The 14,432-nt window shown below is 69.7% G+C and carries 10 protein-coding genes and 2 rRNA genes; 3 read left to right on the top strand and 9 right to left on the bottom strand.

Annotated features, from left to right (window positions below; all coding sequences use genetic code 11):
- Positions 1–63 precede the first annotated feature (63 nt).
- Both FHR36_RS17335 and FHR36_RS17330 read right to left on the bottom strand, forming a co-directional pair.
- A complete protein-coding gene (locus tag FHR36_RS17335) occupies positions 64–744 on the bottom strand; it encodes a response regulator (RefSeq protein WP_253798156.1) in 681 nt (226 codons plus the stop codon).
- A complete protein-coding gene (locus FHR36_RS17330; protein WP_253798154.1) occupies positions 741–3,320 on the bottom strand; it encodes an ATP-binding protein in 2,580 nt (859 codons plus the stop codon). Before FHR36_RS17330 ends, FHR36_RS17335 begins: the two co-directional genes overlap by 4 nt.
- A gap of 141 nt (positions 3,321–3,461) precedes the next feature.
- Between FHR36_RS17330 and FHR36_RS17325 the strand changes: the two genes are divergently transcribed.
- The 3 genes from FHR36_RS17325 (at position 3,462) to FHR36_RS17315 (ending at position 6,954) form a co-directional block, all read left to right on the top strand.
- Positions 3,462–4,676: an ROK family transcriptional regulator gene (locus FHR36_RS17325; protein ID WP_253798152.1), complete on the top strand. Its 1,215-nt coding sequence runs from the start codon at positions 3,462–3,464 to the stop codon at positions 4,674–4,676.
- A gap of 56 nt (positions 4,677–4,732) precedes the next feature.
- Entirely contained in the window at positions 4,733–6,049 is a 1,317-nt protein-coding gene (locus FHR36_RS17320; RefSeq protein WP_253798150.1) for an LLM class flavin-dependent oxidoreductase, read from the top strand.
- 71 nt (positions 6,050–6,120) lie between these two features.
- Positions 6,121–6,954 carry a patatin-like phospholipase family protein gene (locus tag FHR36_RS17315; protein WP_253798148.1) on the top strand — a complete coding sequence of 278 codons (834 nt, stop codon included), beginning with the start codon at positions 6,121–6,123 and terminating at the stop codon, positions 6,952–6,954.
- 82 nt (positions 6,955–7,036) lie between these two features.
- Here FHR36_RS17315 and FHR36_RS17310 read toward each other — a convergent pair whose 3' ends face one another.
- The 7 genes from FHR36_RS17310 to FHR36_RS17285 all read right to left on the bottom strand — a co-directional run bounded on the left by FHR36_RS17310 (position 7,037) and on the right by FHR36_RS17285 (position 14,349).
- A complete protein-coding gene (locus FHR36_RS17310; RefSeq protein ID WP_253798147.1) occupies positions 7,037–7,924 on the bottom strand; it encodes a TauD/TfdA dioxygenase family protein in 888 nt (295 codons plus the stop codon).
- Between the two features lie 39 nt (positions 7,925–7,963).
- On the bottom strand, positions 7,964–8,818 hold the full coding sequence (locus FHR36_RS17305; RefSeq protein ID WP_253798145.1) for an ABC transporter permease: 855 nt from the start codon (positions 8,816–8,818) through the stop codon (positions 7,964–7,966).
- Positions 8,815–9,621, bottom strand: a complete 807-nt coding sequence (locus FHR36_RS17300) for an ABC transporter ATP-binding protein (protein WP_253798142.1) — start codon at positions 9,619–9,621, stop codon at positions 8,815–8,817. Before FHR36_RS17300 ends, FHR36_RS17305 begins: the two co-directional genes overlap by 4 nt.
- A complete protein-coding gene (locus FHR36_RS17295) occupies positions 9,618–10,631 on the bottom strand; it encodes an ABC transporter substrate-binding protein (RefSeq protein ID WP_253798140.1) in 1,014 nt (337 codons plus the stop codon). Before FHR36_RS17295 ends, FHR36_RS17300 begins: the two co-directional genes overlap by 4 nt.
- Before the next feature lie 192 nt (positions 10,632–10,823).
- Positions 10,824–10,910 carry a putative leader peptide gene (locus FHR36_RS40305; RefSeq protein ID WP_407660842.1) on the bottom strand — a complete coding sequence of 29 codons (87 nt, stop codon included), beginning with the start codon at positions 10,908–10,910 and terminating at the stop codon, positions 10,824–10,826.
- Between the two features lie 145 nt (positions 10,911–11,055).
- A 5S ribosomal RNA gene (gene rrf / locus FHR36_RS17290) occupies positions 11,056–11,172 on the bottom strand.
- Positions 11,173–11,243: 71 nt separating this feature from the next.
- Positions 11,244–14,349: ribosomal RNA gene (locus tag FHR36_RS17285) — 23S ribosomal RNA — on the bottom strand.
- Between the last annotated feature and the right edge of the window lie 83 nt (positions 14,350–14,432).

Below are 14,432 nucleotides of genomic sequence, written 5' to 3'. Positions count from 1 at the left end.
CCCCCGGGCGGCAGAGCCGCAGGTCCGAACGGGCCGCGGAACGGGCCGCCGGGCGGCCTCCGCTCAGGGCTCGAAGCGGTAGCCCATACCCGGTTCGGTGATGAAGTGGCGCGGGTGCGAGGGGTCCGCCTCCAGCTTGCGGCGCAGCTGGGCGAGGTAGACCCGCAGGTAGTTGGTCTCCTTGTGGTAGGCCGGGCCCCACACCTCCTGGAGCAGCCGGGTCTGGCTGACCAGCCGGCCGGGGTTGCGGACCAGTACCTCCAGCAGGTGCCACTCGGTCGGGGTGAGGCGGACGTCGACGCCGTCCCGGTTGACCTTCTTGGCGGCCAGGTCGACGGTGAAGGTCGCGGTGGCGATCTGGGCGTCGTCCTCGCCGGCCACCGGTTCGGCGCGGCGGACGGCGGCGCGCATCCGGGCCAGCAGCTCGTCCATGCCGAAGGGCTTGGTGACGTAGTCGTCGGCGCCGGCGTCGAGGGCCTCGACCTTCTCGTCGGAGGCGTGCCGGGCGGAGAGCACGATGATCGGCACCCGGGTCCAGCCGCGCAGGCCCCTGATCACCTCGACCCCGTCCATGTCGGGCAGGCCCAGGTCGAGCACGACCACGTCGGGGTGGCGGGCGGCGGCCGCCGCCAGGGCGCTCGCCCCGTCGTGGGCGGAGTCCACCTCGTACGAACGGGCCTTGAGGTTGATCACCAGGGCGCGGACGATCTGCGGTTCGTCGTCCACGACGAGGACCCGGGTCATACGGGCTCCGCCTTTCGGTCTCGGTCGGTGGTGTGCGGGTCGGGCAGGTCGACGGCGGGCAGCGAGACCACCATGGTCAGGCCGCCGCCCGGGGTGTCCTCGGCGGTGACGGTGCCGCCCATCGCCTCGGCGAAGCCGCGGGCGACGGCGAGGCCGAGGCCCACGCCCGCGCCGCGCGGCGCGTCGCCGTGACGCTGGAAGGGCGCGAAGATCCGCTCGCGCGCCTCCTCCGGGACGCCGGGGCCGCGGTCGACCACCCGCAGCTCCACCCGGCCGCCCTCGCCGGGACGGCGCAGCGCGTCGGCCTTCACCAGAACGGGTACCCCGTCGGGGCTGTACTTGACGGCGTTCTCGATCAGGTTGGCCAGGGAGCGTTCCAGCAGCCCGGGGTCGGCGTGCACCATCGGCAGGCTCTCCGGGACGTCGGTGCGCACCGCTCCGGCCGGCACCCCGCCGAGCGCGTACGGGACGACCTCGTCCAGGTCGGTGGGCCGGATCAGCGGGGTGACGGTGCCGGTCTGCAGCCGGCTCATGTCGAGCAGGTTGTTGATCAGGTGGTCGAGGCGGTCGGCGCCGGACTCGATGCCGGCCAGCAGCTCGGCCTCGTCCTGCTCGTCCCACTCCACGTCGACCGCGCGCAGCGAGGTGACCGCCGCCTTGATCCCGGCCAGCGGGGTGCGCAGGTCGTGCGAGACCGCGGCGAGCAGGGCGGTGCGGATCCGGTTGCCCTCGGCCTCCCGCCGGGCGGCGGCCGCGTCGGCTGCGAGGCGTTCGCGCTCGACCAGGACGGCCGCCTGGGCGGCGAACGCGCCCAGCAGCCGCCGGTCGGCGGCGGGCAGCACCCGGCCGGCCAGCACCAGGGAGAGGGTGGCGCCCGCCGGGACGGCCACCTGGCCGTCGTCGGGGTGCTCCGGCGGGTGCGGGCCGCTGACCGCCAGCGGATGCCAGGGCTCGAACTCGTGGCGGCGCTCCAGCAGGGCCACCGACGCCTCCTGGAAGGTCTCCCGGACCTGTTCGAGCAGGGCGGTGAGCAGCCCCTCGCCGCTCGGAGCGCCGCGCAGCACGGTGCCGGCCAGCACGCTGAGCGCCCGGGCCTCGGCCTGGCTGCGGGCCGCCTGCTGGCTGCGGCGCGCGGCGGTGTCGACCACGGTGGCGACGGCGATGCCCACCGCGGTGAAGATCGCCACCGCCACGATGTTCTGCGGCTCGGAGATGGTGAAGGCGTGAATGGGGGGCGCGAAGTAGTAGTTGAGCGCCGTCGAGCCGACCAGGGCCGAGGCGATCGCCGGGAACAGCCCGCCGACCAGGGCCGCGCAGACCGTCAGCGACAGGAAGAGCAGCATGTCGGTCGGCAGGCCGACGCTGCGGAAGTGGGTGAGCACCAGGGCGAGCAGCAGCGGTCCGGCCACGCCGATCAGCCAGCCGGCCACCCGCCGGGTGCGGCCGAGGTCGGTGACCCGGCGGATCGGGATCCGGCCGAGCCCGCGGGCGGCGTGCTCGTGGGTGACCATGTGGACGTCGATGTCGCCCGAGTCGCGGGTGACGGTGTAGCCGACGCCCGGGCCGTAGACGTACTGCCAGAGCTTGCGCCGGCTGGTGCCGAGCACGATCTGGGTGGCGTTGACGCCGCGGGCGAAGTCCAGCAGGCCGGCCGCCGGATCGTCGCCGAGCACGGTGTGGAAGGTGCCGCCGAGGCTCTCCACCAGCAGCCGCTGCTCGATCAGCGCCTGCGGGGAGCTGCCCGCCAGCCCGTCCGAGCGGGAGATGTGGACGGCCAGCAGCTCGCCGCCGGAGCCGCGGGCGGCGATCCTGGCCGCCCGGCGGATCAGGGTGGCGCCCTCGGGGCCGCCGGTCAGGCCCACCACGATCCGCTCGCGGGCCTGCCAGGTGCCCTTGATGCCCTGCTCGGCCCGGTAGCGCTGGAGGTACTCGTCCACCCGGTCGGCGGTCCACAGCAGGGCCAGCTCGCGCAGCGCGGTGAGGTTGCCGGGCCGGAAGTAGTTGGCGAGCGCCGCGTCGACCTTCTCCGGCGCGTACACGTTGCCGTGGGCCAGCCGGCGGCGCAGCGCCTGCGGCGACATGTCGACCAGCTCGATCTGGTCGGCCCGGCGGACCACCTCATCCGGCACCGTCTCGCGCTGGCGGATGCCGGTGATCGACTCCACCACGTCCCCGAGCGACTCCAGGTGCTGGATGTTGACGGTGGAGATGACGTCGATGCCGGCGGCCAGCAGCTCCTCGACGTCCTGCCAGCGCTTGGCGTTGCGGCTGCCGGGGACGTTGGTGTGGGCCAGCTCGTCCACCAGGGCGATCGCCGGGCGGCGGGCCAGCACCGCGTCCAGGTCCATCTCGGTGAAGGCGGCCCCGCGGTGGACGACGGTGCGGCGCTCCACCGTCTCCAGGCCGTCCAGCAGGGCGGCGGTGCGCGCCCGGTCGTGGTGCTCGACGAAGCCGACCACCAGGTCGGCGCCGCGCTCCACCCGGCGGTGTGCCTCGGACAGCATGGCGTACGTCTTGCCCACGCCCGGGGCCGCCCCGAGGTGGATGCGCAGCCTGCCGCGTGCCCTGTCCGCCATGGCACCGAGACTACGGCGTATTTTCGGAATTTCCGCTGATCAGGGTGGTCACCCGGGCTTCTTGGCGGCATTTTGACGGCCGGACGGGCGTTTCACGCCGCCGCCACCCCGGTGCAACAGAGCCTTGGGAGCATCGACCGCATGCTCTCCCTGGTCGCCGCCCCCACCCCGCTGCCCACCGCGCCGCCACCCGAGGGCGGCGCGGCCGGCACCCTGCTGCGCACCGTCCTCACCACCGGACCGCTCACCCGCACCGCGCTCGGCCGCGCCACCGGCCTCAGCCCCGCCGCCGTCTCCCGCCACACCACCGAACTCATCTCCCTCGGCCTGCTCCGCGACCTCCCCCCGAACGGGCCGCCCCGGGCCGGCCGCCCCCGGCTCCCGCTCGACATCGACACTCGCGGCCACCTCGCCGCCGGCGTCCACATCGGTGTCCCCTGGCTCACCTTCGCCCTGCTCGACCTGCGCGGCCGGGTGGTCGCCCGGGAACGGCTCCCCCGCCAGGGCGACGCCCGCACCGTGCTCCGCACCGTCCGCGCCCACCTGCCCGGCTTCACCACCCGGCGCGCCGCCGGACGACCCGTCCTCGGCCTCGGCGTGGTCACCGGCGGCTGGGTCGACACCGAGCACGGCACCGTGGTCGAACACACCCCGCTCGGCTGGCACGACGTCCCCGTCCGCGACCTGCTGGCCGGCGCCACCCGGCTCCCGGTCCACCTCGACGGCCACGCCCGCGCCCTGGCTCGCGCCGAGCTGCTGTTCGGTGCCCCCGCCGGCGCCACCGAACTGGTCCACCTCTTCGTCGGCAACGTGGTCGACGCCGCCATCGCCGCGGGCGGCACCGTGCTGCGCGGCCGCCGCTCCCGCGCCGGGGACATCGGTCACCTGCCCGTCCCCGGCTCCACCGAGCCCTGCCCCTGCGGCCGGACCGGCTGCCTCCAGGCCACCGTCTCCGACCACGCCCTGGTCCGCCGCGCCCGACTGCAGGGCCTGCACCCCGCCCCCGACCTGGAACGCCTGATGGCCCTTGCCGCCGCCGGCGAACCCCGGGTGCTGGAGCTGTTCCGCGAACGCCTGCGGCTGATCGCCCCGGCCGCCGCCCTGCTGCTCGACATCCTCGGCCCCGACGTCCTGGTACTCACCGAGGCCGGACTCGCCGCCGCCCCCGAGCTCGGCCACTACGCCCGGCAGCAGATCCGGCGCCACACCAGGGCCGAGCCCGCCCACCTGGTGACCGCCGGCTCCTTCGGCACCGACGCCCTCGCGGTCGCCGCCTGCGCCGGCGTCCTGGACAGCGTCTACCGGCGCCCGATGGAGCTGCGCACCGCTGCTGCGGGCGGGTCAACACCGCATTAATTCCGCGGGCGCGGCCAATCGTTGTCGCCCCCGCCCGGCCCCGTGAGGATCGAACCATGCCCGAGAACCGTCAACTCCACTTCAACCTCTTCCTGATGGGCGTCGGCCACCACGAGGCCGCCTGGCGCCACCCGCGCACCGACCCCGCGCAGGCCGCCGACATCACCCACTTCCAGCGACTCGCACAGGCTGCCGAGGCCGCCGCCTTCGACTCGGTCTTCCTCGCCGACGGCGTCGAGGCCCGCTCCGACGGCGGCTGGGGCCTGATCAGCCACTTCGAACCGCTCACCCTGCTCACCGCCCTCGCGGTGGCCACCGAACGGATCGGCCTGATCGGCACCGTCTCCACCGGATTCACCGAACCGTACAACCTGGCACGGCAGTTCGCCTCACTCGACCACATCAGCGGCGGCCGCGCCGGCTGGAACATCGTCACCTCCGCCGGCGACCGCGCCGCCCAGAACTTCGGCCGCGACGCCAACCAGGCCCACGCCGTCCGCTACCAGCGCGCCGAGGAGTACCTGCGGGTCGCCACCGCGCTCTGGGACAGCTGGGAGGACGGCGCCCTGCTCCTCGACCGTACCGACGGCGCCTTCGCCGACCCCGACCGCGTCCACGAGATCCACCACACCGGCGAGCACTTCCGGGTCCGCGGCCCGCTCAACATCCCGCGCAGCCCGCAGGGCCACCCGCTGCTCGTCCAGGCCGGCTCCTCCACCAGCGGCAAGGCCTTCGCCGCCCGCTGGGCCGAGGCCGTCTTCACCGCCCAGCAGACCCTCGCCGAGGGCCAGGCCTTCTACGCCGACCTCAAGCGCCAGGCCGCCGGCCACGGCCGAGACGTGCGGATCCTGCCCGGCGTGGTGCCCGTCCTCGGCTCCACCGAGTCCGAAGCCCGCACCCTCGACCGGGAGTTGGACGAACTCATCAACCCGTCCCGGGCCGTCTCGGTGCTCTCCGGCGTCCTCGGCATCGACCTCACCGACCACCCCCTCGACCGGCCGCTGCCCCCACTGCCCCCGGTCACCGCCATCAACGGCGCCAAGAGCCGCTTCGAGCTGATCCGCGACCTCGCCGAACGCGACCGGCTCACCCTGCGCCAACTGGTCGGCCGACTCGGCGGCGGCCGCGGCCACCAGGTCGTCATCGGCACCCCCGAACAGGTCGCCGACCACATCGAGACCTGGTTCACCCAGGGCGCCGCCGACGGCTTCAACATCATGCCGCCGATCCTCCCGGACGGACTCACCGACTTCGTCGACCACGTCCTGCCGATCCTCCGCCGACGCGGGCTCTTCCGCACCGACTACGCCGGGCGGACGCTGCGTGAACACTACGGACTGCCCCGCCCCGCTTCGCAGTTCGCAGCCGCCTGACCCACCGGCCCGACTATCGTGCTGCCCGGAGTCGACAACAGTCGACCGTCCACGACGTGAGGGGTGGCACGATGCGGGGTCTGGTACTCGGAGCCGGCGGGCTGGCGGGGATCGCCTGGGAGACCGGCGTCCTCGCCGGCCTCGCCGAAGAAGGCGTGGACGTGGCGGCCACCGCCGACCGGCTGCTCGCCACCTCGGCAGGCTCCACCGTCGCCGCCCAGATCGGCAGCGGCCTGCCGATCGCCGAACTCTTCCGCCGGCAGGCCGAACCCGCGCTGCAGAACCACGAAGCCGCGCCCTCGCCGACCGCCATGATCGAGCTGATGCAGACCCTGGCCCGGCTCCAGGCCGAATACCCCGACCCGTTCGACCTGCGCCGCAAGATCGGCGAACTCGCCCTCACCGCGCCCACCGCCGCCACCGCCGCCGAACGGCTCGCGGTCATCGCCGGCCGGCTCCCCTCCCACGAGTGGCCCGAGCGCCCGCTCGGCGTGGTCGCCGTGGACGTGCACAGCGGCGAGCACCGCGTCATCGACCGCAGCTCCGGCGTCGGCCTGGTCGAGGCCGTCGCCGCCAGCTGCGCCGTCCCCGGCATCTGGCCGCTGGTCGAACTGGACGGCCACACCTACATGGACGGCGCCCTGCGCACCTCCAACAACGCCGACCTGCTCACCGGCCAGGACGCCGTCCTGGTCGTCGCCCCCGGCGCCGACCCCGCCCTCGCCGAGCAGATCGCCCTGCTGGAGCGCACCGGCCGGGCCCTCGCCATCACCCCCGACGAGGACGCGCTCGCCGCCTTCGGCCCGAACGGCCTCGACCCGGCCGTCCGCACCCCGGCCGCCCACGCCGGCCGCGCCCAGGGCCGCAAGCTCGCCGCCACCGTCCGGGACCTCTGGACCGCGTAACCCGCAACTCGTAACCCGTAACCGGCAAGCGGAAGGGGCTCGGGGACCGCGCGGTCCCCGAGCCCCTTCCGGCGTCCCGGCGTCAGCCGGTGTAGTGCCCGGCGTCGTCACCCTCGATCAGGTAGCTCGCCTCGCCCGACACGCCCACCGGCGCATCACCCGCGACCGTCACCCGGTGCAGCCGCCGCGGCAGGCCGTCGTAGTCGTCCGGCGCATAGTGCTGCGTGGCCCGGTTGTCGAACAGCACCAGGTCACCCACCTGCCAGCGCCAGCGCACCACGTTCTCCGGCCGGGTCACGTACCCCTGCAGGGTCCGCAGCAGATCCCGCGACGCATCGCTCGGCAGCCCCACGATCCGCTGCGCGAACCCGCCCACGAACAGCCCCCGTTCACCGCTCTCCGGATGCACCCGCACCACCGGGTGCGCCGTCCGGTACCGCTTCGCGGTGAACACCCGCCGCCGCTCGGCCTCCGCCGCGTCCAACTCCCTCCCCTGCGCGTAGTCGTAGTCGTTGGTGTGCTCGGCCCACAGCCCGTCCACCCACCGGCGCAGCTCCTCCGGCAGGTCCGCGTACGCCGTCTGCGCGTTGGCGATCAGCGTGTTGCCGCCGTACGGGGGCACCACCAGGCTGCGCAGCGTGGACGCCTTCGGCGGCGTCCGCACGAAGGTGACGTCGGTGTGCCACTGGTTGGCCCGGCCGCCCTCCTCGCTGTCCACCGGCAGCACGTTGGGCTGCCCGTCCAGCGCCGGGACGGTCGGGTGGGCGGTGGTCAGCGGGCCGAAGTAGCCGGCGAAGCGCAGCTGGTCCTCGTCCTCCAGCCGCTGGCCGCGGAAGAACAGCGCCTTGTGGGCGACCAGCGCCTCGTTCAGGCCCGTCACCGTCTTCTCGTCGAGCGGCTGCGCGAGGTCGAGGCCGGTGACCTCGGCGCCGATCCGGCCGCCGATCCGGTGCAGTTCGAAACCGGTCATGACGTGGTTGTCCCTTCTCAGGAGATGGACGGAAGGTGATCAGGAAGTCGGCGGCCCGGGCCGCCAGGCGGTGAGACGGCGCTCGATCGCCAGCAGCAGCTGGTTGAACGCCACGCCGATCACCGAGATCGTGAGGATCCCCGCGTACATCTGCGGGATCGCGAAGTTGTATTGGGAGGCGTTGATCAGATAGCCCAACCCGGCCTTGGCGCCCACCATTTCGGCCGCCACCAGCACCAGGATCGACACCGCCCCGGCCAGCCGGATCCCGGTGAACACCACCGGCACCGAGGCCGGCAGGATCACCTTCTGGAACAGCCGCAGCGGCGACAGGTCGAGCGAGCGGGCCAGGCGCAACAGCGTCGGATCGACCGTGCGGACCGCGCTGATGGTGTTCAGCAGGATCGGCCACAGGCACGCGTACAGCACGATCGCGATCTTCGAGGTCTCGCCGATCCCCAGCACCAGCACGAACACCGGCAGCAGCGCCAACGCGGCCGTGTTGCGGAACAGCTCCAACAGCGGGCTCAACAGCTCCGCCAGCGGCCGGTACCAGCCGATCAGCAGGCCCAGCGGCACCCCGATCCCCACCGCCAGACCGAACCCGCTGAACGAACGGACCAGGCTCGCCCGCGCGTTCTCCCCCAGCCGGCCCCCGTCCAGCAGCCCCCACCAGGCCCGCAGCACCTCGCTCAACGGCGGCAGGAAGGTCCGGTCCACCAGCCCCAGCCGCGGCGCCGCCTCCCACACCGCCAGCAGCACCACGATCGCCGCACTCCGGCCGACCACCGTCCGCAGCAGCGCCGGCAGCCACGACCGCCGCTGCCGGACCTTCCGGTCCACCACCGGCGGCGCCACCACCACCGCCGAGCGGACCCCGAGTTCCGTGCTCATACCCGACCCACCTCCCTCTCCCACTGCTGCGCCCGGCTGACCTCGTCGTGCAGCAGGCTCCAGATCTCGTGCCGGTAGCGGGCGAACTCCGGGCTGGAGCGCAGGTCGCGGTCGGCCGCCCGGTCCGGCAGCTCGATCGGCACCACCGCCTTCACCCGCCCGGGCCGCGAGGTCATCACCGCCACCCGCTGGCCCAGGTAGACCGCCTCCTCGATGCCGTGGGTGATGAACAGCACCGTCTTCCCGGTCCGCCGCCAGATCCGCAGCAGCTCCTCCTGGAGCGACTCCCGGGTCTGCGCGTCCAGCGCCGCGAACGGCTCGTCCATCAACAGCACCTCGGGGTCGTACGCCAGGCTGCGGGCGATCGCCACCCGCTGCCGCATCCCGCCCGACAGCTCGTGCGGATGCCGCTCCTCGAACCCGGCCAGGCCCACCAGCTCCAGGTACTCCCGGGCCCGCGCCCGCCGCAGCCGGCGCGGCACCCCGATCGCCTCCAGGCCGAACTCGACATTGCCCTGCGCGGTCCGCCACGGCAGCAGCGCGTACTGCTGGAAGACCGTCGAACGGTCCGGCCCCGGGCCGCGCACCGGCCGCCCGTCCAGCAGGATCTCGCCGGCGGACGGCACGGTCAGACCGCCGACCAGGTCGAGCAGCGTCGACTTGCCGCAGCCGCTCGGCCCGACCAGCACCGCGAACTCGCCGGCCGCGATCTCCAGGTCGATCCCGTCGACAGCCGTCAACTCGTCGCCGCCACGCACCGGGAAGACCTTGGACACCCCGCGGAACTCGATCCCGGCGCTCATGCCGCGTACCCGTTGAACTCATTGGTGTACAGGTCCCCCGGCTTCACCTGGCCGGCCTTCAGATCGCCGTGCTGCACCAGCCAGTCGATCCAGAGCCGGAACTCCTCGTCGGTGATCCGGCCCGCGGTCTCCGCCACACCCGTGGACTTCCAGTACTTCAGCGAGCTGGTGTCCTCGGAGCGGCCGCGCTTCTCGATGATCCGCGTACTGCGGGCGATCACCTCCTCCCGCGGCGTGGTCCGCGACCACTCGATCGCCTTCGCCACCCCCGTGACGAAGGTCCGGGCCGTGCCCGGGTTCTGCTTCAGGAAGCGTTCGGTGACCACGTACGTGCCCGCGCTGAAGCGCCCCAACAGGTCGAAGTCGCTGAACAGCGAGCGGACCCCGCCGGCGGCCAACGCCTTGTCCCGCAGGATCCCGCCCAGCACCCCGACCTCGATCTGCCGCTGCCGCAGGGTCTGTTCGGTGTTCACCGGCGGGATGACCGTCGGCTCCACCTTGCCGATCTCGGCGGCCGACAGGCCGTTGCGCTGCAGGTAGATGTCGAGCATCGCCTCGGAGTGCGCGCCCAGGGTGTTCATCCCGACCTTCTTGCCGATCAGGTCGCGCGCCGAGCGGATCGGGCTGTCCTCCAGCACGTAGTAGCCGCTGTAGCTCTGCTCGTCGACGCCGTAGTAGCTGATCACCGCCTTCACCGGCGCCCCGGCCGCGATCAGCTTCACCACCGCGCCGTTGAACGCCCCGCCGAAGTCGATCTGCCCGGTCGCCGCCGACTGGATGTCCTGCGGACCGCTGATCGTGTTGCCGACCCACTCCAGCTTCACATCGCCGAAGTAGCCCAGGTCCTCGGCCAGTTCGGGCAGGATCACCTGCCCCGCCCACCCCTGGTATCTGAGTTTCCTGGTCTCGCCCCCGCCACCGCCCGAGGCGGTCGCCTGCCCGCAGGCGGCAGCGGCGACGCCCACGGCGGCGAGGGAGAGGAAGTGACGTCGGGACGTGGCAACGGCCATGGCGGGTCCTCGGAGGTCCGGGTACGGCAACGGAACCCCCGTCCGGGCACAGGAAGCGCGGACGGGCGGTGAACGGGGAAGAGGGAACGCACGACCCGTCCCGCGGGCGAGCGACACGGCGACTCGACCCGGACGGGCGGCGATCGGACTCAGACGGAGCGGAGCAGGAAGCGGAGCGAAGGGCAGGGGAGGTCAGCGACCGGCGACGGCACAGATCGCGCTCGCCACACGTCGCAGATCGACGTGCAGGCGGCCCACAAGGCGCTCGAATTGGCTCACGAGGACAAGCGTTCCAGCGCGGCCCGGCGGAGGCAACGAATCTTCACCCGGCGGAAGAAACCCCCGGCCGACCGCCTGCGGCGGGGCCCGGAAATGCGAAAAGCCCCTCCCGGGTCTCCCCGGGAGGGGCTATTTCTGAAGAATTGTTCGGCGGCGTCCTACTCTCCCACAGGGTCCCCCCTGCAGTACCATCGGCGCTGTGAGGCTTAGCTTCCGGGTTCGGAATGTAACCGGGCGTTTCCCTCACGCTATGACCACCGAAACACTATGAAACTGTCGACCCGCCGGCAGGGCGGTCGTTGTTTCAGAACAACACAGTGGACGCGAGCAACTGAGGACAAGCCCTCGGCCTATTAGTACCGGTCAACTCCACCCCTCACGAGGCTTCCATATCCGGCCTATCAACCCAGTCGTCTACTGGGAGCCTTACCCTCTCAAGGAGGTGGGAGTGCTCATCTCGAAGCAGGCTTCCCGCTTAGATGCTTTCAGCGGTTATCCCTCCCGAACGTAGCCAACCAGCCATGCCCTTGGCAGAACAACTGGCACACCAGAGGTTCGTCCGTCCCGGTCCTCTCGTACTAGGGACAGCCCTTCTCAACACTCCTACGCGCACAGCGGATAGGGACCGAACTGTCTCACGACGTTCTAAACCCAGCTCGCGTACCGCTTTAATGGGCGAACAGCCCAACCCTTGGGACCTACTCCAGCCCCAGGATGCGACGAGCCGACATCGAGGTGCCAAACCATCCCGTCGATATGGACTCTTGGGGAAGATCAGCCTGTTATCCCCGGGGTACCTTTTATCCGTTGAGCGACGGCGCTTCCACAAGCCACCGCCGGATCACTAGTCCCTACTTTCGTACCTGCTCGACCCGTCAGTCTCACAGTCAAGCTCCCTTGTGCACTTACACTCAACACCTGATTGCCAACCAGGCTGAGGGAACCTTTGGGCGCCTCCGTTACTCTTTAGGAGGCAACCGCCCCAGTTAAACTACCCACCAGACACTGTCCCTGATCCGGATCACGGACCCAGGTTAGACATCCAGCACGACCAGAGTGGTATTTCAACGTCGACTCCACGACAACTGGCGTTGCCGCTTCACAGTCTCCCACCTATCCTACACAAGCCGAACCGAACACCAATATCAAGCTATAGTAAAGGTCCCGGGGTCTTTCCGTCCTGCTGCGCGAAACGAGCATCTTTACTCGTAATGCAATTTCACCGGGCCTGTGGTTGAGACAGTCGAGAAGTCGTTACGCCATTCGTGCAGGTCGGAACTTACCCGACAAGGAATTTCGCTACCTTAGGATGGTTATAGTTACCACCGCCGTTTACTGGCGCTTAAGTTCTCAGCTTCGCCTAGTCGAAACTAGACTAACCGGTCCCCTTAACGTTCCAGCACCGGGCAGGCGTCAGTCCGTATACATCGCCTTACGGCTTCGCACGGACCTGTGTTTTTAGTAAACAGTCGCTTCTCGCTGGTCTCTGCGGCCACCACCAGCTCGGGGAGCAAGTCCCGTCACCAGCAATGGCCCCCCTTCTCCCGAAGTTACGGGGGCATTTTGCCGAGTTCCTTAACCACAGTTCACCCGAACGCCTCGGTATTCTCTACCTGACCACCTGAGTCGGTTTGGGGTACGGGCCGCCATGAAACTCGCTAGAGGCTTTTCTCGACAGCATAGGATCATCCACTTCACCACAATCGGCTCGGCATCAGGTCTCAGACTATGTGAACGGCGGATTTGCCTACCGTTCGTCCTACACCCTTACCCCGGGACTACCACCGCCCGGGCTGGACTACCTTCCTGCGTCACCCCATCGCTCACCTAATACCCCGTTGGGTCACCGGCTCCACCACGTCCCTTTGTCCGAAGACTCCGGGCCGGCTTCACGGGCTTAGCATCAGAGGGTTCAGCGTTGGCGCTTCAAAGCGGGTACGGGAATATCAACCCGTTGTCCATCGACTACGCCTGTCGGCCTCGCCTTAGGTCCCGACTTACCCTGGGCAGATCAGCTTGACCCAGGAACCCTTGGTCAATCGGCGCAAGAGTTTCCCACTCTTGTATCGCTACTCATGCCTGCATTCTCACTCGTGAACCGTCCACAACTCGATTCCTCGGCTGCTTCACCCGGCACACGACGCTCCCCTACCCATCACAGCGGGCGTTGGCCCTATTGCTGCAATGACACGACTTCGGTGATGTGCTTGAGCCCCGCTACATTGTCGGCGCGGAATCACTTGACCAGTGAGCTATTACGCACTCTTTCAAGGGTGGCTGCTTCTAAGCCAACCTCCTGGTTGTCTCTGCGACTCCACATCCTTTCCCACTTAGCACACGCTTGGGGACCTTAGTCGGTGTTCTGGGCTGTTTCCCTCTCGACCATGGAGCTTATCCCCCACAGTCTCACTGCCGCGCTCTCACTTACCGGCATTCGGAGTTTGGCTAAGGTCAGTAACCCGGTGAGGCCCATCGCCTATCCAGTGCTCTACCTCCGGCAAGAAACACGCGACGCTGCACCTAAATGCATTTCGGGGAGAACCAGCTATCACGGAGTTTGATTGGCCTTTCACCCCTAACCACAGGTCATCCCCCAGGTTTTCAACCCTGGTGGGTTCGGTCCTCCACGCGGTCTTACCCGCGCTTCAACCTGCCCATGGCTAGATCACTCCGCTTCGGGTCTTGGGCATGCAACTCAAACGCCCTATTCGGACTCGCTTTCGCTACGGCTACCCCACACGGGTTAACCTCGCTACACACCGCAAACTCGCAGGCTCATTCTTCAAAAGGCACGCAGTCACAGTCCGAAGACTGCCCCCACGGCTTGTAGGCACACGGTTTCAGGTACTATTTCACTCCGCTCCCGCGGTACTTTTCACCATTCCCTCACGGTACTATCCGCTATCGGTCACCAGGGAATATTTAGGCTTAGCGGGTGGTCCCGCCAGATTCACACGGGATTTCTCGGGCCCCGTGCTACTTGGGAAATGAGCAAGCAAGCCGCTGATGTTTCGTCTACGGGGGTCTTACCCTCTACGCCGGACCTTTCGCATGTCCTTCGACTACACCAACGGTTTCTGACTCGCCGACCGGCCGGCAGACCGATCAAGCTCACTCCCACGACCCCCAAGTGGCAACCCCTGCCGGGTCTCACACCACTCGGGTTTAGCCTCATCCGGTTTCGCTCGCCACTACTCCCGGAATCACGGTTGTTTTCTCTTCCTGCGGGTACTGAGATGTTTCACTTCCCCGCGTTCCCTCCACATACCCTATGTGTTCAGGTATGGGTGACAGCCCATGACGACTGCCGGGTTTCCCCATTCGGACACCCCCGGATCAAAGCTCGGTTGACAGCTCCCCGGGGCCTATCGCGGCCTCCCACGTCCTTCATCGGTTCCTGGTGCCAAGGCATCCACCGTGCGCCCTTAAAAACTTGGCCACAGATGCTCGCGTCCACTGTGCAGTTCTCAAACAACGACCAGACACCCACCCGAACAGGCATGGGACCGGCACTCCATGAGG

The organism is Kitasatospora cinereorecta, assembly GCF_024172095.1.
In the GTDB taxonomy this organism is placed as follows: domain Bacteria; phylum Actinomycetota; class Actinomycetes; order Streptomycetales; family Streptomycetaceae; genus Kitasatospora; species Kitasatospora cinereorecta.
Note: the sequence above shows the minus strand (reverse complement) of the source record. Positions and strands in the feature narration are given on the sequence as shown.